The sequence below is a fragment of the Nocardia sp. JMUB6875 genome, assembly GCF_041154655.1.
Classification (GTDB): domain Bacteria; phylum Actinomycetota; class Actinomycetes; order Mycobacteriales; family Mycobacteriaceae; genus Nocardia.
Genome location: NZ_BAAFGR010000031.1, coordinates 1 through 22,930, shown reverse-complemented (window position 1 = coordinate 22,930; position 22,930 = coordinate 1). Strand labels below are relative to the sequence as shown.

Annotated in this window: 20 protein-coding genes and 1 pseudogene; 7 read left to right on the top strand and 14 right to left on the bottom strand. The window is 68.0% G+C overall.

Going from position 1 to position 22,930, the window contains the following annotated elements; translation table 11 throughout:
- Window positions 1-12 precede the first annotated feature (12 nt).
- Window positions 13-1,224, bottom strand: a complete 1,212-nt coding sequence (locus ACAM49_RS10700; protein ID WP_369635339.1) for a winged helix-turn-helix domain-containing protein — start codon at window positions 1,222-1,224, stop codon at window positions 13-15.
- 146 nt (window positions 1,225-1,370) lie between these two features.
- On the opposite strand from ACAM49_RS10700, the gene ACAM49_RS10695 reads away from it, so the two are divergent.
- On the top strand, window positions 1,371-3,032 hold the full coding sequence (locus ACAM49_RS10695) for an FAD-binding dehydrogenase (protein WP_369635305.1): 1,662 nt from the start codon (window positions 1,371-1,373) through the stop codon (window positions 3,030-3,032).
- Between the two features lie 51 nt (window positions 3,033-3,083).
- On the opposite strand, the gene ACAM49_RS10690 is transcribed toward ACAM49_RS10695, so the two are convergent.
- Together ACAM49_RS10690 and ACAM49_RS10685 are read right to left on the bottom strand one after the other, a co-directional pair.
- Entirely contained in the window at window positions 3,084-3,581 is a 498-nt protein-coding gene (locus ACAM49_RS10690; RefSeq protein WP_369635304.1) for a hypothetical protein, read from the bottom strand.
- Between the two features lie 241 nt (window positions 3,582-3,822).
- Window positions 3,823-5,292, bottom strand: coding sequence for an amino acid permease (locus ACAM49_RS10685; protein ID WP_369635303.1), 1,470 nt, complete (start codon window positions 5,290-5,292; stop codon window positions 3,823-3,825).
- A 264-nt stretch (window positions 5,293-5,556) separates the two neighbouring features.
- Between ACAM49_RS10685 and ACAM49_RS10680 the strand changes: the two genes are divergently transcribed.
- A complete protein-coding gene (locus ACAM49_RS10680) occupies window positions 5,557-7,512 on the top strand; it encodes a gamma-glutamyltransferase family protein (protein ID WP_369635302.1) in 1,956 nt (651 codons plus the stop codon).
- A gap of 4 nt (window positions 7,513-7,516) precedes the next feature.
- Here the strand turns inward: ACAM49_RS10680 and ACAM49_RS10675 are convergent, their stop codons facing one another.
- The 4 genes from ACAM49_RS10675 to ACAM49_RS10660 form a co-directional block, all read right to left on the bottom strand.
- Window positions 7,517-7,993, bottom strand: coding sequence for a PH domain-containing protein (locus ACAM49_RS10675; RefSeq protein ID WP_369635301.1), 477 nt, complete (start codon window positions 7,991-7,993; stop codon window positions 7,517-7,519).
- A gap of 2 nt (window positions 7,994-7,995) precedes the next feature.
- Window positions 7,996-8,475: a 6,7-dimethyl-8-ribityllumazine synthase gene (gene ribH / locus ACAM49_RS10670; RefSeq protein WP_040809475.1), complete on the bottom strand. Its 480-nt coding sequence runs from the start codon at window positions 8,473-8,475 to the stop codon at window positions 7,996-7,998.
- A gap of 32 nt (window positions 8,476-8,507) precedes the next feature.
- Window positions 8,508-9,752 (bottom strand): bifunctional 3,4-dihydroxy-2-butanone-4-phosphate synthase/GTP cyclohydrolase II, encoded by a 1,245-nt coding sequence (locus ACAM49_RS10665; RefSeq protein ID WP_369635300.1) that lies wholly within the window; start codon window positions 9,750-9,752, stop codon window positions 8,508-8,510.
- Window positions 9,753-9,842: 90 nt separating this feature from the next.
- A complete protein-coding gene (locus ACAM49_RS10660) occupies window positions 9,843-10,469 on the bottom strand; it encodes a riboflavin synthase (RefSeq protein ID WP_369635299.1) in 627 nt (208 codons plus the stop codon).
- A 660-nt stretch (window positions 10,470-11,129) separates the two neighbouring features.
- On the opposite strand from ACAM49_RS10660, the gene ACAM49_RS10655 reads away from it, so the two are divergent.
- On the top strand, window positions 11,130-11,441 hold the full coding sequence (locus ACAM49_RS10655) for a hypothetical protein (RefSeq protein WP_369635298.1): 312 nt from the start codon (window positions 11,130-11,132) through the stop codon (window positions 11,439-11,441).
- A gap of 16 nt (window positions 11,442-11,457) precedes the next feature.
- On the opposite strand, the gene rpe is transcribed toward ACAM49_RS10655, so the two are convergent.
- Window positions 11,458-12,120, bottom strand: coding sequence for a ribulose-phosphate 3-epimerase (rpe, locus tag ACAM49_RS10650; protein ID WP_040809481.1), 663 nt, complete (start codon window positions 12,118-12,120; stop codon window positions 11,458-11,460).
- Window positions 12,121-12,247: 127 nt separating this feature from the next.
- Here rpe and ACAM49_RS10645 point away from each other — a divergent pair, with 127 nt between their 5' ends.
- From ACAM49_RS10645 to ACAM49_RS10635, 3 genes are all read left to right on the top strand, one after another.
- Window positions 12,248-12,670, top strand: coding sequence for an ATP-binding protein (locus ACAM49_RS10645; RefSeq protein ID WP_369635297.1), 423 nt, complete (start codon window positions 12,248-12,250; stop codon window positions 12,668-12,670).
- A gap of 17 nt (window positions 12,671-12,687) precedes the next feature.
- Window positions 12,688-13,581 (top strand): RNA polymerase sigma factor SigF, encoded by an 894-nt coding sequence (locus tag ACAM49_RS10640; protein ID WP_369635296.1) that lies wholly within the window; start codon window positions 12,688-12,690, stop codon window positions 13,579-13,581.
- A gap of 109 nt (window positions 13,582-13,690) precedes the next feature.
- On the top strand, window positions 13,691-15,748 hold the full coding sequence (locus ACAM49_RS10635) for an NAD(+) synthase (protein ID WP_369635295.1): 2,058 nt from the start codon (window positions 13,691-13,693) through the stop codon (window positions 15,746-15,748).
- Between the two features lie 73 nt (window positions 15,749-15,821).
- On the opposite strand, the gene ACAM49_RS10630 is transcribed toward ACAM49_RS10635, so the two are convergent.
- The 6 genes from ACAM49_RS10630 to ACAM49_RS10605 all read right to left on the bottom strand — a co-directional run bounded on the left by ACAM49_RS10630 (window position 15,822) and on the right by ACAM49_RS10605 (window position 21,969).
- Window positions 15,822-17,147 carry an RsmB/NOP family class I SAM-dependent RNA methyltransferase gene (locus ACAM49_RS10630; protein ID WP_369635338.1) on the bottom strand — a complete coding sequence of 442 codons (1,326 nt, stop codon included), beginning with the start codon at window positions 17,145-17,147 and terminating at the stop codon, window positions 15,822-15,824.
- 620 nt (window positions 17,148-17,767) lie between these two features.
- Window positions 17,768-18,691 carry a methionyl-tRNA formyltransferase gene (fmt, locus tag ACAM49_RS10625; protein WP_369635294.1) on the bottom strand — a complete coding sequence of 308 codons (924 nt, stop codon included), beginning with the start codon at window positions 18,689-18,691 and terminating at the stop codon, window positions 17,768-17,770.
- Between the two features lies 1 nt (window position 18,692).
- On the bottom strand, window positions 18,693-19,250 hold the full coding sequence (gene def, locus ACAM49_RS10620; protein WP_369635293.1) for a peptide deformylase: 558 nt from the start codon (window positions 19,248-19,250) through the stop codon (window positions 18,693-18,695).
- Between the two features lie 66 nt (window positions 19,251-19,316).
- Window positions 19,317-20,183, bottom strand: a complete 867-nt coding sequence (locus ACAM49_RS10615; RefSeq protein WP_369635337.1) for an esterase/lipase family protein — start codon at window positions 20,181-20,183, stop codon at window positions 19,317-19,319.
- Window positions 20,184-20,450: 267 nt separating this feature from the next.
- Window positions 20,451-21,083 (bottom strand): PadR family transcriptional regulator, encoded by a 633-nt coding sequence (locus ACAM49_RS10610; protein ID WP_369635336.1) that lies wholly within the window; start codon window positions 21,081-21,083, stop codon window positions 20,451-20,453.
- Window positions 21,084-21,279: 196 nt separating this feature from the next.
- The gene (locus tag ACAM49_RS10605) at window positions 21,280-21,969 is read right to left on the bottom strand and encodes an HAD family hydrolase (protein WP_369635292.1); all 690 of its coding nucleotides are present in this window, start codon (window positions 21,967-21,969) and stop codon (window positions 21,280-21,282) included.
- Window positions 21,970-22,058: 89 nt separating this feature from the next.
- Here ACAM49_RS10605 and ACAM49_RS10600 point away from each other — a divergent pair.
- Window positions 22,059-22,823, top strand: a pseudogene (locus ACAM49_RS10600) (ABC transporter ATP-binding protein); the annotation flags it as partial.
- Window positions 22,824-22,930: the final 107 nt, after the last annotated feature.

Here is a 22,930-nt window from a genome sequence, read left to right as displayed (position 1 = left end):
CCGGCTGTGAACTCAGGCGATCTCGCGCCGCAATTCCGGTGCGAGATCGCCTTTTTCACCGACCTCGACGGTGTCGAGCTCCAGCCAATCCGCCATCTCGCGCAGGCTTGCAGCGAGTGCACCCGCCACCCGCGCGGTATCGCGGCCGGGTTCGGCGAACGCGCCCGGCACCAGCAGCCGACCGGTCGACCGCTCCGCGCGCAGATCCACCCGCGCCACGATCTCGCCGTCGAGCAGGAACGGGAAGACGTAATACCCGTGCACGCGTTTGTGTTCCGGCGTGTAGATCTCGATGCGGTAGTGGAAGTCGAACAGCCGCTCGGTGCGATCCCGGAAGAAGATCAGCGGATCGAACGGGCACAGCAGCGCCGCACCCGTCACCCGGCGCGGGGTCCGCGCCTCGACATGCAGGTAGGCGGGCTTGTCCCAGCCCTCGACCCGCACCTGCTCCAGCTCCCCCGCGTCGACGAGTTCCGCGATGGCGGGCTCGGTCTGCACGCGTTTGAGCCGGTAGTAGTCGCGCAGATCGGTTTCGGCGCCGATCCCGTGCGCCCGCGCCGCCCGCCGCACCAGCTCCCGCACCGCATCGGCCTCGTCGAGTTCCGCCGAGAGCACCTCGGGCGGAATCACATTCGCGGCCAGGTCGTAATGCCGTTGGAAGCCCACCCGTTTGGGCACCGTCAGCTCCCCCGCCGCGAACAGCGCCTCGCACACCACCTTGGTGTCGCTGTAGTTCCAGCCCCAATTGTCCTTGGACCGTGGCCGATCCAGCTCCAGATGCTTCTCGATCTCCCCCGCCGTACTGGCCCCGAACTCCTTGACCACCCCGAGCACGTCATCGGCCAGCGACGGATTGCGTTCCAGGGTCTGCCGCATCCCGCCCCAACGGCCGTTGCGGTACTGCACCATGCGCCACCGCATGAGCGACCAGTCCTGAACCGGAATCAGCGCCGCCTCGTGTGCCCAGTATTCGATGAGCTGCCGCGGCCGCCGGGCACTGTGCCCCCAGGCCGCCTCGTCCAGGAAGGTCCGGTCATAGGCCCCGATCCGGCTGAACACCGGCGCATAGTGCGCGCGCACCACCGCCGACACCGAATCCAGCTGCAGCAGCCGGGTGCTGTCGAGCACCTTCATGACGGTGCGCCGGGTGGGCGGCCCGCTGGGCCGGGCGGCCGCGAACCCCTGGGCCGCGAGGGCGGTGCGGCGCGCCGCCGCGAGTGTCATCGATCCGGGCATGGAAGTCGGCACACTCGAACCATGCCACGACCCACCGACAACGTCGTCCGATACACCCCTGTATCGAGCGCCTGTACAGCAGCGACCTCGTTCGATACATTCGTGTATCGAACTTCTAGCGCAAGGAATCAGGCATGATCGAGAACCCGGATGTCATCGTCATCGGCGCCGGTCTGGCCGGTCTCGTCGCCACCCATGAGCTCGTCAAGGCGGGCCGCCGCGTGCTCGTGCTGGATCAGGAGAACCGCGCCAACCTGGGCGGGCAGGCATTCTGGTCCCTCGGCGGGCTGTTCTTCGTCGACAGCCCGGAACAGCGGCGGCTCGGCGTCAAGGACAGTCTCGACCTGGCCCTGCAGGACTGGTTCGGCTCGGCCGGCTTCGACCGCGAGGACGAGGACCACTGGGCGCGGCAGTGGGCGCGCGCCTACGTGGAATTCGCGGCCACCGAGAAGCGGCAGTACCTCTACGACCTCGGGCTGCGGGTCACCCCGGTGGTCGGCTGGGCCGAGCGCGGCGGGATGACCGCCGACGGGCACGGCAATTCGGTGCCGCGCTTCCACCTGACCTGGGGCACCGGGCCCGAGGTGGTGCGCGTGTTCCTCGAACCGGTGCTCGAGGCCGAGCAGCGCGGGCAGGTCGGCTTCGCCTTCCGCCATCGCGTCGACGAGTTGATCGTCGAGGGCGATGCCGTGACCGGCGCGCGCGGCAGCGTGCTCGCACCTTCGAACGAGGAGCGCGGCGTCGCCTCGTCACGAGACATCGTGGGCGAGTTCGAACTCCGCGCCCAGGCGGTCATCGTGTCCTCCGGCGGTATCGGCCACAATCACGAACTCATCCGCCGCAACTGGCCCACCGACCGGCTGGGCCCGTGCCCCGAGCACATGATCTCCGGAGTCCCCGCGCACGTGGACGGGCGCATGCTGGCCATCACCGAGGCCGCGGGCGGGCGCATCGTGAACCGGGACCGCATGTGGAACTACACCGAGGGCATCCACAACTGGGATCCGATCTGGCCCGACCACGCCATCCGCATCATTCCCGGGCCGTCGTCGCTGTGGTTCGACGCCAATGGAAAGCGCATGGCCGCACCGGCTTTCCCAGGTTTCGACACCAATGCCACGATGAAGCAGATTCTCGCGACCGGCTACGACTACTCGTGGTTCATCCTCAATCAGTCGATCATCGAGAAGGAATTCGCGCTCTCGGGTTCGGAGCAGAATCCCGATATCACCGGCAAGGACCTGAAACTCGCGCTCAAGAGCCGCGTGGCCAAGGGCGCGCCAGGCCCGGTGGAAGCGTTCAAGCAGCACGGCTCGGATTTCGTGGTCGCCGATACCCTGGCCGAGCTGATCGCGGGCATGAACAAGCTCTCTCGCGGCCCGCAGCTGGACCTGGCCGATATCGAGCGGCAGATCGTGGCCCGCGACCGCGATGTCGCCAATAAGATCAGCAAGGACGCCCAGCTCATGGCGGTCAACAACGCGCGGCGCTTCCTCGGCGACAAGGTCCGGGTGGCGAGCCCGCACAAGATCCTCGACCCCGCACACGGCCCGCTGATCGGCGTGCGGCTCAACATCCTGACCCGGAAGACGTTGGGCGGCTTGCAGACCAACCTGGACTCCCAGGTCATCCGCCCCGACGGCACGCCGTTCCCGGGCCTCTACGCCGCGGGTGAGGTCGCCGGTTTCGGTGGCGGTGGCGTACACGGCTACAACGCCCTCGAAGGCACGTTTCTGGGCGGCTGCATCTTCTCCGGCCGCAATGCCGGACGAGCCCTGGGCCGCAGCCTAAAGTGATTCGATGAAACCGATTGCCGCCCAGCGGAGTTCCGCTGGGCGGCCGTCGTCTCAGACGACCGCGAACCAGCGGTAGAGGTCGCGGCGCAGCAGCAACGCCAGCACGACGCCGGATACCATTACGCCAACCAGCACGGTGTATGGCCCGACGCCCGTGGGCATTTCGGCCGAGACCAGGGTGAAGATCCCCAGAAACACCTGCAGGCTGGCCAATCCCAGCGCCGTGATCCAGATCCAGCGCGAGCGCAGCCCGAAAAGCAGTGCGACACCGCCGGTTACCCAGGCGGCGAAGAAGTGGCCGACGCTGCCGACCACGCAGGACACGCCGCCGGTGATGGACAGCAGGCTGTGCAGCACCGCTAATCCCATCGCACCGAGTGCGACGAATTGCGTTTCCCGGACCTTGGCGGGGACGTCGATCTCGGCGCTATCACGGCGCAGCGTCCGAATCCCCTCCAGAACCCGCTCGAAAAATGTGCTCGGAACACCGTTTTCCGCGACTACAGGTGTCATATCCACCTCGTCGGCGACAGCCGATTGCGAACTCACAGCACTCCTCATCGAGTAACCCCTGGCCACGCGCCCCCTGCGAACGCGTTGAACCCGACGCTAACCAAACGTTCGGATTCCGGACAATCTGGTTGCGCAAGTTATGACCATGGCCACAGCCGATAGATAGCACGACAAACAGTGATCTCGAACACATAACGGCCGCACGCGTTTTCGCGTGCGGCCGTTGAAAAGCGCAGGTCCGGAGACGAATTCCGAGTGTACCCCCGGAAGCCGGAAACTACTTGTCGTCCAGCGGGATCGGCGGAATCACCGGGAACTCACCGGTGTAGCCCTCCCGCATCTTGGCGATGGCCAGCACCCGCGGGCTGGCGACCTTCCACCCGATCGCGAGGGCCGGAATGATGATCACCAGGCTCGCCACCGTCCACGTACCGACCGGCCGGTCGAATGCCATGAGTACCAGCACCAGCCCCAGGAACGCCAGCGTCGCGTAGCCGGTGTAGGGAGCGCCGATCATCCGGAACGCCGGGCGCTCGGCCCGCCCCTTCTTCCACCAGGAGTACAGCCGCAGCTGGCACGCCACAATGGTCGCCCAGGAGGCCAGAATGCCCAGCGAGGCCACGTTCAGCACGATTTCGAACGCCTGGGACGGCACCACGTAGTTCAGCCAGATACCGAACAGCGCGATCACACTGGTGAGCAGAATGCCGCCGTAGGGCACACCGGCCTTCGACATCCGCGAGGTGAATTTCGGCGCGGAACCGTTCATCGACATCGACCGCAGAATGCGCCCGGTGGAATACAGCCCGGCATTCAAACTAGACAGCGCGGCGGTCAGCACCACGAAGTTCATGATCGAGCCCATGTGCGCCACACCGAGTTTGGAGAAGAAGGTGACGAACGGGCTCTCCCCCGACTTGTATTCGGTGTAGGGCAGCAGCAGCGCCAGCAGAATCACCGAACCGCAGTAGAACAGCGCGATTCGCATGATCACCGAATTGATGGCGCGCGGCATGATCTTGGCCGGATTCTCGGTCTCGCCCGCGGCGATGCCGACCATTTCCACGGCGGCATAGGCGAATACGACGCCCGAGGTGACCGTCACCAGCGGCAGCACGCCGGTCGGGAACCAGCCGCCCGCGTCCGAGACCATCCCGAAGCCGGTGCGCGCGCCGTCGACGTCGAAGCGACCGGCCAGGAAGATGGTGCCGACGATCAGGAAGGTGACCAGGGCCAGCACCTTGATCATGGCGGCCCAGAACTCCATCTCGCCGAACCATTTCACCGAGGCGAGGTTGATGCCGAGCACGATGATCAGCGCGCCCAGCGCCAGAATCCATTGCGCGACCGGCTGGAACGGGCCCCAGTAGTGCAGGTACGTCGCGACGGCGGTGGTGTCGACGATGCCGGTCATGGACCAGTTCAGGAAGTACATCCACCCGGCCACGAATGCGGCCTTCTCGCCGAAGAATTCGCGCGCGTAGGAGACGAACGAACCCGAGGACGGCCGGTGCAGCACCAGCTCGCCGAGCGCGCGCAGGATGAAGAAGACGAAGACGCCACAGACCAGGTACACCAGGAACAGCGAGGGTCCGGCGCTGAGCAGGCGGCCACCCGCTCCCAGGAACAGGCCGGTGCCGATGGCACCACCGATGGCAATCATCTGCAACTGACGAGGCTTGAGCGCTTTGTGATAGCCGCTGTCCTCGGCGTTGAGGCTGGTGGCAGTTGTCCGGATCTCGGTCATTCGCCGGGTTAACCCTCCGCAATCGTGAGTTGAGGCAGCCTGAGGGTACCTTGCGGTTTGCTGAGCGTTGAATCGGCGCTCCGTGGGGGTGAACTTTCCGCGAATATCAGCGGTCAAGCGACCAATTGGTGTGATCTATCGGTGATTGCCATAAATGCGCTTGAAATTCATAGGCGACCTGCGGGAACGGCGCTTTCCCGACATCCGGACCATTCCGCCCGTCAAAGCCCTGCCCCGGCGGCGGCGCGGCGCTAGAGTCCGCTCATGAGGCGCTCGCGACGAACCGGGAGCGGCGCTGCCGCTCTGCTCTTGCTGCTCGGATTGATCACCGCCTGTTCGTCCTCGACGGACAAGACCGCGTCATGCACGGTGTCGCACAACGGAACTCCGGTCACCTCCGGCGTCCCGGCCGGGCCGACCAGCACCAATATGGCGCTCAATCCCGAAGTGGCCACCGGGTATCGCACCGGCATGACCCCGGTGAAGACCGGTGATTTCGCGGTCGCCACCGCCAATCCTGTTGCGACGGAGGCGGCCTGCAAGGTGCTGCGCGACGGCGGCACCGCCGCGGACGCGCTCATCGTGGCGCAGACCGTGCTGAATCTGGTGGAGCCGCAGGCCACCGGCATCGGCGGCGGCGCGTTCCTGATGTACTACGACGCCACCACCAAGTCCGTGGACGCCTACGACGGCCGCGAGACCGCCCCGGCCGCGGCCACCGAGGACTATCTGCGCTACATCAGCCCGGACGACCACACCCAGCCCCAGCCCCGTCCGCAGGCCAGCGGGCGTTCCATCGGCGTGCCGGGCGTGCTGCGGCTGCTGGAGTCGGCACACAACGAGCACGGCAAGCAGCCGTGGAAGGACCTGTTCACCCCGGCCATCAACCTGGCCGATCAGGGCTTCAAGATCTCGCCGCGGATGGCCAGCCAGATCTTCGACTCCAAGGTCGATCTGGCCCGCGACGACAATGCCAAGGCGTACTTCCTGCAGCCCGACGGCAGCGCGAAGCCGTCGGGCACCACGCTCACGAATCCGGCGCTGGCCAAGACGTTCTCGGCCATCGCGACCGACGGGGCGAACGCCTTCTACACCGGCGCGATCGCCGCCGATATCGTCGACACCACCGCACTGGCCTCCGGCGGGCGCACACCCGGCCTGCTCGCCCTCGCGGATCTGCAGAACTATCAGACGAAGAAGCGCACCGCGGTGTGCTCGCCCTACCGCGGCCACGAGATCTGCGGCATGCCCAATCCGTCCTCGGGCGGCATCACGGTCGAGTCGGCGCTGGGCATCCTGTCGAATTTCGATCTGGCGTCGATGAAGCCGAGCGACCTGTCCGGCGACGGTGAGACCGCGCGCAATGGCGGCAAGCCCAGCGCCGAGGCCGTGCACCTGATCGCCGAGGCCGAGCGGCTGGCCTACGCCGACCGCGACAAGTACATCGCCGACTCGGATTTCGTTCCGCTGCCGGGCAATTCGCCCCAGACGCTGCTGGATCCGAACTATCTCAAGCAGCGGGCGGCGCTGATCGATCCGAGCAAGAGCCTGGGCACCGCCAAGCCCGGTGATTTCGGCCCGGTGCCGGTCGGCAACGGCCCGCAGCAGCCCGAGCACGGCACCAGCCACATCTCCATCGTCGACAAGTACGGCAATGCCGCGTCCATGACCACCACGGTCGAATCCGCCTTCGGCTCTTTCCATTTCGTCGACGGTTTCATTCTCAACAACCAGCTCACCGACTTCTCCGCCGAGCCTCTCGACAAGGAGGGCAACCCGATCGCCAACCGCATCGCCGCGGGTAAGCGGCCGCGCAGCTCCATGGCCCCGACCCTGGTCTTCGACCGCAATCCCGACGGCACCCGCGGGCAGCTGCACATGGTCACCGGCTCGCCCGGCGGGGCGGTCATCATCCAGTTCGTCATCAAAACGCTGGTCGGTGTGCTGGATTGGGGCATGAACCCGCAGCAGGCGGTCTCGATGATCGACTTCGGCGCGGCCAACACGCCCACCACCTACCTCGGCGGTGAGCATCCCGCGGTCAATGCCGCCGACAAGGGCGACCACGACCCGATCGTCCAGAAGCTACGGCAGTACGGCGACACGGTCTCGGTCAATCCGCAGTCGAGCGGCCTGTCGGCCCTGGTCCGCGACGGCAACGGCTGGATCGGCGGCGCGGATCCCCGCCGGGAGGGCGCGGTGCTGGGCAGTCCGCGCTAGCGTGTCAGTCCTGGTTCTGGGCGCTGTATTTCGCGCCCAGTTCCCGGAACTTGTCCATGGCCGCGGCGGCACGCATCTTGTCGTTGGACCGGATGGCCATCATGGGCACATATTCATCGTGCGCGAGTTCCAGCCGGGCCCAGGACTTCTTGTCCGGGAACGAGATGCCCCGGATGTCCTTCCACGCGAATTCGGTGTCGCCCACGATGTTCCGCACCACCACGCCGCGCTTGCCGACCCGCACGCGCGGGCGGGTCAGCAGCAGCACCCCACCGGCCAGCAGCAGGCCGAACAGCATCAGGCCGATCTGATCGGACACCCGGAAGTTCACGCCGGTGGAGCCGTGCCGCAGCACGAACCCGCCGAAGATGAAGATGGCCGCGAGCACGGCCGCCACGATCCGCACGGTGACGATCGCGTGGTGCGGCCGCACCTCGAGGTCCCATTCCTTCTCGGACACGGGGGAATCGTTGTCGGGCATGACTAAACGGTCTGGGCGAGTTCGCGCAGCGTGAGGGCGGCGTCGAGGGCCGCGGCGGCGGCTTGCTCACCCTTGTTCTCCGCCGAGCCCGGCAGGCCCGCGCGATCGAGGGCCTGCTCCTCGGTGTTCACGGTGAGCACTCCGTTGGTGACCGGGGTGCTCTCGTCCAGCGACACCCGGGTCAGCCCTGCGGTCACCGAATCGCACACGTACTCGAAATGCGGTGTGCCACCGCGGATCACCACACCCAACGCGACCACCGCGTCATGGCTGCGGGCCAGCGCCTGCGCCACCACCGGCAGCTCCATGGCACCGGCGACCCGGACCACCGTGATGTCGGCGACGCCGGCCTCGCGCGCGGTCTGCTCCGCGTTGGCGACCAGCGCGTCGCAGATGGTGGTGTGCCAGCGCGACGCCACGATCGCCAGCTTGAGGTCCTTGGCATCGGCGAGCTCGAAGGTCGGTACGCCCGTGCCGCTCATCGTTGTTGTGCCCTCTCGGTAGTCAGCAGTATTCAGTGCGCGGTTTCGCCCAGGTCCAAGTCTTCCAGGCCGACCAGGTCGTGACCCATCCGGTCCCGCTTGGTGCGCAGATAGCGCAGATTGTGCTTGTTGGCGCGCACCGGCATGGCGACGCGCTCGCTGATGCTCAGGCCGTAGCCCTCGATGCCCGCGCGCTTGTCCGGGTTGTTGGTCAGCAGCCGCATCGAGGTGATGCCCAGATCGACCAGGATCTGCGCGCCGATGCCGTAGTCGCGGCCGTCGGCGGGCAGGCCCAGTTCCAGGTTGGCGTCCACGGTGTCCGCGCCGCCGTCCTGCAGCTGGTAGGCCTGCAGCTTGTGCAGCAGCCCGATGCCGCGGCCCTCGTGCCCGCGCATGTAGAGCAGCACGCCGCGGCCCTGTTCGGCGATCATCGCCAGCGCGGCGTCCAGCTGCGGGCCGCAGTCGCAGCGCAGCGAACCGAAGGCGTCACCGGTGAGGCATTCGGAGTGCACGCGCACGAGAACGTCGCGGCCGTCGCCGATCTCGCCCATGACCAGGGCGACGTGCTCGGCGTCGTCGTACTCGGACTCGTAGCCGATGGCCCGGAAATCACCGAACTCGGTGGGTAGCTTGGCCTCGGCGACCTGCTTGACGTGCTTCTCGTTGCGACGCCGCCAGGCGATCATGTCGGCGATCGAGATCAGCGCCAGATCGTGCTCGTCGGCGAATACGCGCAGCTCGTCGGTGCGCGCCATATCGCCCTCGTTCTTCTGCGACACGATCTCGCAGATGACGCCGGCGGGGCTGAGCCCGGCCATGCGGGCCAGATCGACCGCGGCCTCGGTGTGGCCGGGGCGGCGCAGCACGCCACCGTCCTTGGCGCGCAAGGGAACCACGTGACCCGGGCGGGTCAGATCGTCGGACTTGGCGTTCGGGTCGGCGAGCACGCGCATGGTGGTGGCGCGGTCGGCGGCCGAGATGCCGGTGGTGATCCCCTCGCGGGCATCGACGGCGACGGTGTAGGCGGTGCCGTGCTTGTCCTGATTGACCGCGTACATCGGGGGCAGGCCCAGCCGATCGCAGTCCGCCCCCGTGAGCGGCACACAGATGTAACCGGAGGTGTAGCGGATCATGAAGGCCACGAGCTCGGGGGTTGCCTTCTCCGCCGCGAAGATGAGGTCGCCCTCGTTCTCCCGGCCCTCGTCGTCGACGACGACGACCGCCTTACCGGCGGCGATGTCGGCGACTGCGCGCTCGATGGTGTCGAACCTGGTCACGTCTGTTGTGCTCCATCTCGAATTAGGTGCCTCATTACAGTAGGCCAGCCGTCGTGCCCGTTTTGCGCCGACTCTGGTCTTCGCGGTAGATCAGCCGCGCTGTACGAGCCGCTCGACGTACTTGGCGATGATGTCGACTTCGAGATTCACGACGGTGCCGACCGGGGCGGTGCCCAGGGTGGTGAGCTCGCGGGTGGTGGGGATGAGCGAGACCTCCAGCCAGTCCTTCGCGCCGTCGGCGTAGGCCTCGGCCGCCACGCCGATGCCGGAGACGGTCAGCGAGATGCCGTCGACGGTGATCGAGCCCTTCTCGACGACGTAGCGGGCGAGGCTGTCGGGCAACGAGATTCGCACGACCTCCCAGTTCTCGTACGGGGTGCGCGAGACGATGGTGCCGGTGCCGTCGACGTGGCCCTGCACGATGTGGCCGCCCAGACGGCTGTTCACGGCCGCGGCGCGCTCGAGGTTCACCCGGGAGCCGACGGTCAGGCCGCCGATGCTGGAGCGGTGCAGGGTCTCGGCCATGACGTCCACGGTGAAGGTGTCGCCCTCGACCTGCTGATCCACGACGGTGAGGCAGACACCGTTGACGGCGATCGAATCACCGTGTCCGGCATCGGAGGTCACCAGCGGGCCGCGAATGGTGAGTCGCGCCGAGTCGTCCAGCGATTCGCTGGCGACGATCTCGCCCAGCTCCTCGACGATGCCTGTGAACATGCCTGACCTCTCCGTCCGCGTATGTGCTCCGCTTGCGCCAACAGCCCACACCACGGGCGGTATTCCCGGCGCGGACGGTCGACCCCCTCAGCCTAACGACGCGTGGTCGTAGGCGACATGCGGCCTTGTTCACTGGAGAGTTGGAGACCGGTGGACGAACGAAATCGGGCATAAGCCAACTTGCGATCCGCAAATTGTCCGAATTAGGAGGGAATCCCAATTGAAAAGTCGGAATTTACCGGTTCGTCGCATGGCCTGACCTGGGCCAACGCTGGTGGTACCCAATCCACGACTCGCTTACACCAGAATCTTGCGCAGAACCAAAAATGGTCGCAAGATTGTTATGTCGCTGATTCCAACAGTTCAACTTCTCGGCGAGCAGTTCAATGGAGAACGGTCCCGCGTCCGTCGGCCGATCCAGGCCGGAGACGTTCATCGCAAGCACACGAACCGAAGGAAGGATGGACCCCGCGCGGGTCGGATCCAGGTGGCAGACAACATCATCGGCACAGTTGGGGGTGCGGCGTGACAACGTTTCTCGATTCGACACTCGAACTTCGCTGCGTACAGTATCGGCGCGAATTTCACCTGCCGGCATCGATCGATCCGACGTCACGCCACATCCTGCTGGAGATCGGCAATCGTTACGGAGCCATCACCATGCCCGCCGACCTCGGCGAACGCGTCCAGCAGCGGCTGACGCAGGCCGATCTGGCCGGGCCGGTCGTGCATCATCCCCGCGCGCGGCGCTGGACCTTCATCACCGGTCCGGCGCGCCCGGAAACCCTCAGCAAATCGGTGGCGGCGGCACTGTTCCGCCTCTACGCCACGGTCGCGTGCACGGGCGCGCAGGTCGTGCTCCCGTCCGCCGATGACGAGCGGACGGGATACCGCACCTGGATCAACTCCCCCGACGCCATCGACACCGTTCCCCCGCTGGAATCTGTCATCGAGGCGCTGCTCCGCCGTTAGGCGACGCAGAGAGCCGTCAAGCGGAGGCCGCTTCCACGGCGATCACCTTCTGCCGCAAGGCTTCCACGGTCGCGGCCGGATCCGGAGTCCCGTACACCGCGGATCCCGCGACGAAGCAGTCCACGCCCGCCTCGGCGGCCTGCTCGATGGTGTCCATATTGATGCCGCCGTCGATCTCCACCACCAGGCGCAGTTCCCCGGCGTCGACCAGGCGGCGCACCTGCTTGGCCTTGTCCAGCACGTGCGCGATGAAAGACTGTCCGCCGAAACCGGGTTCGACGCTCATCACCAGCAGCGTGTCGAATTCCTTGAGGATCTCGAGGTACGGCTCGATCGGGGTGTTCGGCTTCACCGACAGCCCCGCCTTCGCACCCGCCGCGCGGATGTCACGCGCCACCGCGATCGGATTGTCGGTGGTCTCGGCGTGGAAGGTGACGTTGTAGGCGCCCGCCTCCGCGTACCCCGGCGCCCACCGCTCCGGATTCTCGATCATCAGGTGGCAGTCCACCGGAATGTCGGTCGCCTTCAGAATGCTCTGCACCACCGGCAAACCCAGCGTCAGGTTGGGCACGAAGTGGTTGTCCATGACGTCGACGTGCACCCAGTCGCTGCCCTCGATCGCCTTCAGCTCATCGGCCAGGCGCGCGAAGTCGGCGGACAGGATGGACGGGGCGATCATCGGCGCGGGCCGCTGGAAAGGGGAGGTAGAGGTGCACACACGGCGCAGTCTAACGGCACCCCCTAATGACGCCGCCGTCGCGGCGAATGGCTGATTGCCGCGCCCCGGAATGGGTAGCCTCTACAGGGTGATCAACATTTCGGCGGAACAAGGACTGCGGGGAACACCGGTCGAGATCGGCGTCGCCGCCTCCGTCTCCCAGTTGCCCATCGTGCGTGGACTCGCCGAAACCCTGGTGCTGCTCAGCGATTTCACCCTCGATGAAGTGGCCGATATCCGGCTCGCGGTGGACGAGGCCGCCTCCACGCTGATCGCCCTGGCCGTCCCGGGCACCACGTTGCAGTGCCGCTTCACCGTCGGCGAGTCCGATTTGCTGGTTCGGGTCAGCGGCATCGCCGCTGCCGAGGGGCTACCGGATCAGCGCAGTTTCGGCTGGCATGTGCTGCGCACCCTCTCCGACGAGGTGACCGCCAGCCAGGAACCCTTCGATCAGGCGCTCTCCGGATACCCGACGGCAGTGGAGTTCCGGCGGGTCCGGGGGAAGGCGTAGTGATCGACGGAGAAGACGTGTTCGCATCCACCCCCGACCCGGCGCAGCCCGACAAACCAGACACGGACCTCGAGGAGACCGAGGCCGAGGACGCCACCGAAGACGCTGCCGAGGAGACCGTCGACGCCGAAGAGGCCGAGGAGGTCGCGCGCAGCGTCTCCGGTTATGACGACGTCACCGCGCTGTTCGAGCAACTGGCCGCCGCCGCACCGGAATCGGGGCGGCGCGCCGCGCTGCGCACCGAGCTGATCAACCGCTGCATCCCGCTGGCCGACCACATCGCCCGCAAATTCAGCGGCCGCGGTGAGCCTTTCGACGACCTCACCCAGGTCGCGCGGGTCGGGCTGGTGCACGCGGTGGACCGGTTCGACATCGGGCGCGGCTCCAACTTCCTGTCCTTCGCGGTGCCCACCATCATGGGTGAGGTCCGCCGGTACTTCCGCGACAACACCTGGGCCATGCGGGTTCCGCGGCGCGTCAAGGAAACCCATCTGCGCATCGGGTCGGCCATCGACGCGCTGTCGCAGCAGCTGGGGCGCTCCCCCACCGCCAAGGAGATCGCGGCCGCGCTCGATATCGATCCGGACGAGGTCACCCAGGCGGTGATCGCCGGAAACGCCTACCAGCCCAGCAGCATCGACGCCGTGTCGGTGGGGCGCGATACCGAGGCCTCACTGCTCGATACGCTCGGCGAGGAGGAATCGCAGTTCGACCGGGTCGAGGAGTACGTGGCGATTCGGCCACTGCTGGAGGGTCTGCCCGAACGCGAGCGCCGGATTCTGACCATGCGATTCTTCGAATCCATGACGCAGACGCAGATCGCGCAACAGATGGGCATCTCGCAGATGCATGTCTCGCGCATCCTGTCGAAAACCCTTGCCCGGCTGCGGGAGCAGTCCGCCCGCGAGTGATCCGGCGTGGTCCGATCCCCGATCGGTGTCCGACATGGGTAGATTGCGGGCGGAACCATGATCACCTCGGCCGGACGCAAAGGGGTCGGTAGTGGCAAACGGGTCGGTAGTGGCAGAGCAACCGCCGTTCGATTCGCTGTATCGGCACGGGTTCGCGCGGGTCGCGGTGGCCGTGCCGCCGGTGCGGGTCGCCGATCCGGGGTTCAATGCCGAGCAGACGCTGTTGCTGGCGCGGCGGGCCGCCGCCGAGCACGCGGTCGTGACAGTCTTTCCCGAACTCGGGCTGTCCAGCTACACCGCCGACGATCTGTTCCACCAGGACGCGCTGGACGCGGCGGTGAGCGAGGCGCTCGAGCGGCTCGTCGAGGAGAGCGCGGGCATCGACACCGTGCTGGTGGTGGGCGCGCCGGTGCGGGCGCAGGGGCGGCTGTTCAACTGCGGCATCGTCATCCACGGCGGCCGGGTGCTGGGGGCCGCGCCCAAGAGCTACCTGCCGAACTATCGCGAGTTCTATGAGAAGCGGCAGTTCGCGGCGGCGCGGGAGGCGCTCGACGACCACATCGTGATCGCGGGACAGCGGGTGCCGTTCGGCTCGGATCTGCTGTTCACCGCGATCAACCTGCCCGACTTCGTGTTTCATCTCGAGATCTGCGAGGACGGCTGGGTTCCGTTGCCGCCCAGCGGTTTCGCCGCCTTGGCCGGGGCGAGCGTGCTGGTGAACCTGTCGGCCAGCAATATCGTCATCGGCAAGGCCGACTATCGGCGCGACCTGTGCACCTCGCATTCGGCGCGGTATATCGCGGCGTATCTGTATTCGGCTGCCGGGCACGGTGAGTCGACCACGGATATGGCGTGGGACGGGCAGGCGCTGGTGTGTGAGAACGGCAATGTGCTGGCCGAGGGTGAGCGGTTCGCGGAGCACGCGCAGCTCGTCACGGCCGATATCGATCTGCGGCGGCTGGCCGCGGATCGGCTGCGTACCACCAGCTTCGCCGACACCGTGCATGATCACCGGGAGCGGCTCGAGCGCTTCCGGCGCGTCGAGCTCGAGCTGCCCGTGCCGGGCGGGACGGTGCCGTTGCGGCGCGAAATCCCGCGCTTCCCATACGTTCCCGCCGATCCGGCGCGGCGCAATGAGCGGTGCGCGGAGGTGCATCGCATCCAGGTGGAGGGTTTGCGCACCCGGCTGGCGGCGACCGGTTCGCAGCGTGTGGTGATCGGGGTGTCGGGTGGGCTGGACTCGACGGTGGCGCTGATCGTGGCGGCCAAGACCATGGATCGGCTGGGCTTGCCGCGCTCGAATGTGCTGGCCTACACCATGCCCGGCTTCGCCACCAGCAGCCGCACCCTCGATGACGCGCGGCGGCTGATGCGGGCGGTCGGGGCCACCGCGCACGAGATCGACATCCGGCCCTCGGCCACCCAGATGCTGCGGGATCTCGGCCATCCGGCCGCCGACGGGGTTCCCCAGTACGACATCACCTACGAGAACGTGCAGGCGGGCGAGCGCACCTCACATCTGTTCCGGCTGGCCAATATGCACAACGCGCTGGTCGTCGGCACCGGGGATCTGAGCGAATTGGCGTTGGGCTGGTGCACTTTCGGCGTCGGCGACCATATGGCGCACTACAGCGTGAACGCCTCGGTGCCCAAGACGCTGATCAAGTACCTCGTCGCCTGGACCATCGAAACCAACGGCCTCGGCGACGAAGCTAGCGAGGTCCTGAAATCCATTCTGACCACCGAGATCTCCCCCGAACTCGTACCCGGCGACGGTGACGTCCCCGCCCAGAGCTCCGAGGCCACCGTCGGCCCCTACGAACTCCAGGACTTCCACCTCTACCACCTGCTCCGCTTCGGCGACCTCCCCAGCCGCATCGCCTACCTGGCCCACCACGTCTGGTCCGACCGCACCCGCGGCCAATGGCCCGACCTGATCCCCGTCGACCAACGCCACGAATACGACCTACCCACCATCAAACGCTGGCTGGCCGAATTCCTCCGCCGCTTCATCCAAACCAGCCAATTCAAACGCTCCACCCTCCCCAACGCCCCCAAGGTCGGCTCCGGCGGCTCCCTCTCCCCCCGCGGCGACTGGCGCGCCCCCAGCGACGCCTCCGCCACCGCCTGGCTCGACGAACTAGCCCGCAACGTCCCCGACCTCTAACGGGCCGGGCTCGGCCGGATCCCTTGCGGCGGTGATCAATTCGCCGCCGCAAGGGATCCGGGTCGCCGTTTTGCTACGCCTCCAGGGGCTTGCGCAGCGCCGCGAGGAACATGGCGTCGGTGCCGTGGCGGTGGGGCCACAGCTGGGCGCCGGGGCCGTCGCCGAGTTCGGTGACGCCCGGGAGCAATTCGCGGGTGTCGAGTTGTTCCGCGCCTACGCGGCGGGCCACGTCGGCTACCACCGAGACGGTTTCCGGTAGGTGCGGGGAGCAGGTCGAGTAGACAACCACGCCGCCGGGGCGGACGAGATCCCATGCGGCGGTGAGCAGTTCACGCTGGAGGGTGACCAGTTCGCGGACGTCGGAGGGCTGGCGGCGCCAGCGGGCCTCCGGGCGGCGGCGGAGTGCGCCGAGGCCGGTGCAGGGGGCGTCGACCAGGATGCGGTCGAAGCCCGGGGTGAGTCCGCTGTCGCGGCCGTCGGCGACGTGGACGTCGACCGGCATGCCGCGCGTGGTCTGGCGCACCAGCTCGGCGCGGTGCTCGGCGGGTTCGACGGCGTCGACGCGGAAGCCGTCGATATCGGCGATCGCGGCCAGCAGCGCGGTCTTTCCGCCCGGTCCGGCGCACAGGTCCAGCCAGCGCCCGTTGTCCGGGCCCTCGAGCGGCGCGCGCGTGAGGGCCAGGGCCACCAGCTGACTACCCTCGTCCTGCACCGCGGCCAACCCCTCGCGGACCGGCTCCAGCTTCGCCGGATCACCGCCGTCGAGGTACACCGCGTACGGCGACCAGCGGCCCTCCTCGCCGCCGGTGATCAACGCCAGTTCCTCGGCGCTGATCTCGCCGGGCCGCGCGACCAGATGCACCAACGGCCGCGCGTCATCGGCCTCGAGCACATCCCGCAGCTCACCCGCGTTCGCGCCCAGCGCGTCCGCGAAGGCCTGCGCGATCCACACCGGATGCGCGAACTCGAACGCCAAGTGCCCCAGCGGATCCTGCGGCGCCAGCCGCTCCACCCACTCCTCAGGCGTCCGCTCCGCCACCCGCCGCAGCACCGCATTCACGAACCCGGCCCGCCCCTGCCCGAACTCGGCCCGCACCAACGCCACCGACGTATCGACGGCAGCGTGCGCCCCGATCCTGGTCCGCAACAGCTGATAAGTGCCCAGCCGCAACGCATCCAGCAACGGCCCGTCGATCTCGTCAACGCCACGCCCCGCGCCGTCGGCGATCACGGCATCGAGCAGCCCCAGCGAACGCGCCGTCCCATAGGTCAATTCCGTGGCGAGCGCGGCATCGCGCCCACTGATCCGCCGCTCCCGAAGCAACCCGGGCAACACCAGATTCGCGTAAGCATCCCGCTCCCGCACCGCCCGCAGAACGTCCCGGGCAACCACGCGCACCGGATCGGCCCCGGCCTTCTCGGCCCGCCGAGCCGCCGCCCCACCGGAATCGTGTCCGTTGGAACGCTGACCGTTCCGGTCATCCCGCCGCGTGTTGCGCGAATCATCGCCGCGGCCTTGCGGTTTCCCGCCGCCCCGACCACTCGCCGACTTACCGGCAGCGCTACCTCCGCCGGTCCGACGGGGACCGGAATGCCCGCCGCGTCCTTCGTCATTGCGGCGCTCGCCCCCGCGACCGCCACGCCCCTCGAATCCGCCACGCTCGTCGTCGTTCCGACGATCGGAGGGCCGACCGCCGCGCGGCTGGTCCCAGCCACCGTTGCGGTCGCCACCGGTCGAACGGTCGCGGCCACCGCCTGCCGCCTGGCCGTATCCATCACGGCCGCGCGAGCCGCCGTTCGAGCGGTTCGAACCCGAATTGCGGTCTCCCGCAGGGCGTCCGCCGCCTTCGGAGCCGGAGCGGCGGAAGCCGCGGCGGTCGTCGCCGTCGCCACGCTGGGCGCCACCGCCGTTGCGCGGGTTCGACGCGCCGGAGTCGGTCGAGGCCGAGCGGCGGAAGCCTCGGCGGGGAGTGTCGCCGGATCGGTCGTCGCCGGGGCGGTTTTCGCCTTCGGGGCGGGTCACTCGATCACCGTGCCGGGCTCGAGGCGGGCGCCGCGGGCCCAGTCCAGGGCGGGCATCATCCGCTTGCCCTGGGGCTGGACCTGGGTGAGGCGGACCGCGGTGGTGGCGGTGCCGACGTAGACACCGGTCTTGCGGATGTCGATGGTGCGGGGTGGGAGGGTTTCCTCCACCATTTCGACGGGGCCGAGTTTGAGGCGCTTGCCGTCGATTTCGGTCCATGCGCCGGGCGCGGGGGTGACCGCGCGGATGCGGCGGCCGATGGCGAGGGCAGGCTGATCCCAGCGGATGTGCCCGGCCTCCGATTCGATCTTGGGGGCGTAGGAGACGCCGTCCAGCGACTGCGGAACCGCTTGCACCGTGCCGTCTTCCACCCCGTCGAGGGTGGACTCCAGCAGCACCGCACCGGCTTCGGCGAGCCGCGCGAGCAGCGTGCCGGCGGTGTCGGTGACCGCGATCTTCTCGGTCATGGTCCCGAACACCGGCCCGGTGTCGAGCCCCTTCTCGATCCGGAAGGTCGACGCACCGGTGTACTCGTCACCGGCGAGCAGCGCCGCCTGCACCGGCGCCGCGCCGCGCCAGGCGGGCAGCAGCGAGAAGTGCAGATTGATCCAGCCGTGCCGGGGAATCTCGAGCACCGGCTCCGGCAGCAGCGCGCCGTAGGCCACCACCGGGCAGCAGTCCGGCGCCAAAGCCGTGAGCTGCTCGATGAATTCGGGCTCGGACGGCTTGCGCGGCGTGAACACCGGAATCCCGTGCTCGTCGGCCAGCAGCCCGATGGGCGAGCGGGTGATCTTGCGGCCGCGTCCGGCCACCGCGTCCGGCCGGGTCACCACCCCGACCACTTCGTGCCGCTGCGATTCGATGAGTCGCCGCAGCGACGGCACCGCCGGTTCGGGGGTTCCCGCGAAGACCAGACGCATATCAGCGGCTCCGTTCCCGGCTGCGGCTGCCACCGATCTCGGACGCCGCGAGCATCGTGATTCCCTGTGTGAACCAGCCGGATTCGCGGATCGTCCGCATGGCTTCCTTGCGCGAGGCCGAGTCCAGCCGCTGCAGGAACAGTACGCCATCGAGGTGGTCGGTCTCGTGCTGCACGCAGCGCGCCAGCAGCCCCTCGGCCCGGAATTCCACCGGCTTGCCGTCCATATCGACGCCGCGCGCCCGCACGATCAGCGGGCGTGTCACGTCGAAGCGCACGCCGGGAATCGACAGGCAGCCCTCCGGCCCGGTCTGGGTCTGCTCGTCGAGCACCTCGTAGCTGGGGTTGATCAGATGCCCCTGCGCGTCGCCGGTGTCGTACACGAACACCCGTAGCCCGACCCCGATCTGCGGGGCGGCCATGCCGACGCCCCCGCTCTCGTACATGGTGTCGATGAGGTCGGTCACCAGCTGGCGTACCTCCCGATCGAACGTCTCGACCTCCGCCGCGCGGGCGCGCAGGATCGGATCGCCGAACAGGCGGACAGGCTGGATGGTCACGGGCAGCTCCCGATGGATAACGAAGATACGGTCGTCTCATTTTACGGACGCCCGTGACCACCCTGATCAGGAATGCGCCGCCAACACGACATCGCTGATGCCGGTGCCCAGTGCGACCGGCACGCAGGCCGCTGTCACCGGGTGCCCGGGATCGAGCAGATTGACCACCAGCCGCTGCACGAACGGGTCGTAGACCAGATGGAAATGCCCGGTCAGATCCTCGGAACAGAGGTCCTGCAGCACGATGTTGGTCGCGCCCTCGCCGCGCAGGGCGATATTGGTGTTGGGCTGGATCATTTCATCGACGCGGCTGCCGATCGTCGTGTATTTCACACCGGGCACCGTGTCGCCACCGGCATTGAGGTCGCGGATGAAGGGCGCTCCGGCGGCCTGCTGGACCGCCGCGAGGGAGGACCCCATCTCGACGAGTTTGTAGATTCCGGGCACCGCGTCGGCGATCGGCACCAGCCCGTACATGACGCCGCCGTAGCTGGGTGAGGCCAGGCCGATCCACTGGCCGACCTTGGGCGCGCCGCCGAGCTTGTTGATCCAGTAGCGGGTGACGCTCGCGCCCTGCGAAAAGCCCACCAGGTCAACCTGAGTGGCGCCGGTCGCGGCGAGCACCTGATCGACGAAGGCGCCGATCTGCGCCGAGCTCTCCCACACGTCCTCGGTGCCGTAGGTGTCCTTACCCGGCCTGCCACCGTAATTCGGTGCGAAGACACAGATTCCGGCCTGCGACAGCAGCGCGCCGATGCCCGACCAGTCGGAGTAGGCCGAGGAATCGGTGCCGTGGGCCAGGACCACCGGGCGTGGATGCTCAGCGGTCGGTTTGCAGCCGAAGTCGTTGGCGCCCTGGGGCGCCGCGTCCGGATGCTCCTTGAGATAGTGGGCCGCCGCCAGATGTTCGGGCTGGGGCGGCCCCTGTTGCATCGGCACTTTCAGAACCGAGGTCACCGACGCGACCGGATCCGGTGCCGGTTCGGCCTGTGCGTATGTCCCCGTCGGTGTGGCGGCCGTGCCGATCACGGCGGCCGCCAGCGCCATTACCCCCGCCGGTGCCACGCGGCGCATGAATCCGCGGGTTCGGCTCCTCTGTTGTCCCATGTCACAAGATGCCATGGGGCGCTGTTGTCCCATGTCACGATATTGACTGGTTTCGAGCCGAAAGTCCCGGCGGGGGCCGGTGATTCGGACCCATCACTTTTCGGGTGTGTCGTCCTCGGCGAGGATCCGGTACAGCGAGCGGCGCGCCTCGGTGAGCACCTCGGCCGCCTTGGCCGCCTGTTCGGGCGTGCCGACGGCGGCGACCTGGGCGGCCGCTCCCATCAGCTGACCGATCAGCCCGCGCAGATCGAGCGCCTGATCGCCGACGCCGTCCTTGACGTCCTGCCAGGGATCGCCGAGTTCGGCCTTGTTGGCCTCGACGTACTCGACGCCGGACTCGGTGAGCTTGGCCGTCTTTCGACCCGACACCTTCTCGATGATGACCAGGCCCTCATCCTCGAGCTGCGCGAGCGCGGGGTAGATGGAGCCCGGGCTGGGCCGCCAGACGTCCTGGCTCTTCTCGCGGATCTGCTGGATCAGCTCGTAGCCGTGCATGGGCCGCTCCTGCAGCAGCAGGAGGATCGCGGCGCGGACATCGCCGCGCCGGCCACGTCCGCCCCGGCCGCGACCGCGACCGAAACCGGGACCGAAGCCCCCGCCGGGTCCGAAGCCGGGACCGAAGTCCGGGCCGAAGCCGCGGCCGTGGCCGTGACCGTGGCGGCGCGGACCGAAGTCGCCGCGCCCGCCGAATTCACCACGCGGACCGCGCGGTCCGCCTCGACGCATCCGCGGATGTTCGGGGCCCTGCTGCTCTTCCGCGCGCAGTCGCCGCCAGGGGCCGCGGCCCCGCTCTGTGTTGTCCATGTGTTCCATGGTCGCGCCTCCTTCAAGGCTCGTCGTTGTTCTTGTTGCTATCGACGATATATCGACAATGCATTTACGACAAGGGTGAAGCGGGACACAAACCGTCTGGTTTGGACTTTTAAGAGGTCAGGAGGCCGTGCGCGCGCACGGCGTCCCACAGCCCGGACGGGCGATCGACCGTCGGCAGCGGATCCACCAGGGAGAACGCGCAGCCCAGAGCCCGGGCACCGCCGTCGGCCTCATCGCTGTCGCCGACCATCAGGGTGTTTTCAGGGGCTACGCCGAGGTTGTCGAGGGCCGATTTGAAGATGCGGGCATCGGGCTTGATCGCGCCGACCTCGAACGACAGCGCGAAGTCGTCGATATATCGGCGCCAGCCGCGATCGGCGAAGGCCGGGCGGATGTCGAAGGCGATATTGCTGACGATGCCGACGCGCACGCCGGACTCGTGCAGGGCGCGCAGGACCTCACCCGTGTCCGGGTACGGCGTCCAGCCGTCCGGATCGAGCAGGAGTTCGTAGACCTGAACGGCCTGATCCTCGGGGACACCCGTCTGCTCGAGTACCTCCAGGTAGGCCCGCCGATGCAGGGCCGGATCGAGATCCCGGTTCTCCCAAGCGTATTGGCCGTCGGCATCGAACTGGACGATTTGACCGACCGGTGCGGTGAGTCTGCGCATGATCTCGGCGATCTCGTCGTTGTCCAGCAGCCGCCCCTCGGCGTCGGTGAGCCGCGCGCCGTGGAAGGCGGCCTCCTCGAATCGGAAAACCGTGCCGGAGAAGTCGAACAAGACCGCCTCGATCGCCATGCCGCCACCCTACACAGACACCTCGCGGGCGTGCCGGGGTCGCGGAGATCACTCCTCAACTTGTCTGAGGAATTTGCTACGGTGGCCACATGAGCGACCAGGTGCTGAACGTTGACGACGTGACGGTGGTGCGGAGCGGAAACGCCATCCTGCAAGAGGTTTCGCTCACCGTCCACGCCGGTGAGCACTGGGCACTGCTCGGCCCCAACGGCGCGGGCAAGACCACGCTGTTGAAGATGCTCGGCGCCTTCGAGCATCCGACGCGGGGCACCGTCGAGGTGCTCGGCCACCGCCTGGGCCGCGTCGACATGCGTGCCCTGCGCGCGGGTATCGGCCACGTGGATCCGCGCCACCGCCCGAGCGACCCGATGACCGTGCGCCAGATCGTCCTCACCGGCGCGACCAATACCGCGGGCCTCATCCCCCGCCGCCGCCCCACCGCCGAGGAGCTCACCGAGGCCGACCGCCTGATCGACCTGCTCGGCCTGGGTCACCGCCGCGACGCCGACTGGGAGATCCTGTCCCAGGGCCAGCGCGGCCGCACCCTCATCGCCCGCGCCCTCATGCCGAACCCGCGCCTGCTGCTCCTCGACGAACCCGCCACCGGCCTGGATCTCGCGGGCCGCGAACAACTCCTGGAACGCGTCGACCTACTCCAGCGCACCCACCCCGACCTCGCCTCGGTCCTGGTCACCCACCACCTCGAGGACCTCCCACCCGGCACCACCCACGCCATGCTCCTACGCGACGGCCGCGCCATCGCCCAGGGCCCCGTCGACGAGGTCATCACCACGGAGCACATCAGCACCTGCTTCGACCACCCCGTCCGCATACTCCGCGACGAGGGCCGCTGGTCCGTCCGCCCCGCCCAATCCCAGCCCGCCCATGGGCGCCACCCCGGTGCACCGCAACGCCTGGGTGTCCGCCTCGGCGCAGGTCGAGCTGTCGGGCCCGAATGCCA

Coding starts and splice junctions, on each gene's coding strand:
- ACAM49_RS10700 (WP_369635339.1), bottom strand. CDS start 1,224: ATGACACTCGCGGCGGCGCGCCGCACCGCCCTCGCGGCCCAGGGGTTC.
- fmt (WP_369635294.1), bottom strand. CDS start 18,691: ATGCGTCTGGTCTTCGCGGGAACCCCCGAACCGGCGGTGCCGTCGCTG.
- ACAM49_RS10685 (WP_369635303.1), bottom strand. CDS start 5,292: ATGACCGAGATCCGGACAACTGCCACCAGCCTCAACGCCGAGGACAGC.
- ACAM49_RS10615 (WP_369635337.1), bottom strand. CDS start 20,183: ATGCAACAGGGGCCGCCCCAGCCCGAACATCTGGCGGCGGCCCACTAT.
- rpe (WP_040809481.1), bottom strand. CDS start 12,120: ATGATCGCCCCGTCCATCCTGTCCGCCGACTTCGCGCGCCTGGCCGAT.
- ACAM49_RS10675 (WP_369635301.1), bottom strand. CDS start 7,993: ATGCCCGACAACGATTCCCCCGTGTCCGAGAAGGAATGGGACCTCGAG.
- ACAM49_RS10605 (WP_369635292.1), bottom strand. CDS start 21,969: ATGGCGATCGAGGCGGTCTTGTTCGACTTCTCCGGCACGGTTTTCCGA.
- ACAM49_RS10610 (WP_369635336.1), bottom strand. CDS start 21,083: ATGCGTCGAGGCGGACCGCGCGGTCCGCGTGGTGAATTCGGCGGGCGC.
- ribH (WP_040809475.1), bottom strand. CDS start 8,475: ATGAGCGGCACGGGCGTACCGACCTTCGAGCTCGCCGATGCCAAGGAC.
- ACAM49_RS10660 (WP_369635299.1), bottom strand. CDS start 10,469: ATGTTCACAGGCATCGTCGAGGAGCTGGGCGAGATCGTCGCCAGCGAA.
- ACAM49_RS10680 (WP_369635302.1), top strand. CDS start 5,557: ATGAGGCGCTCGCGACGAACCGGGAGCGGCGCTGCCGCTCTGCTCTTG.
- ACAM49_RS10695 (WP_369635305.1), top strand. CDS start 1,371: ATGATCGAGAACCCGGATGTCATCGTCATCGGCGCCGGTCTGGCCGGT.
- ACAM49_RS10655 (WP_369635298.1), top strand. CDS start 11,130: ATGCCCGCCGACCTCGGCGAACGCGTCCAGCAGCGGCTGACGCAGGCC.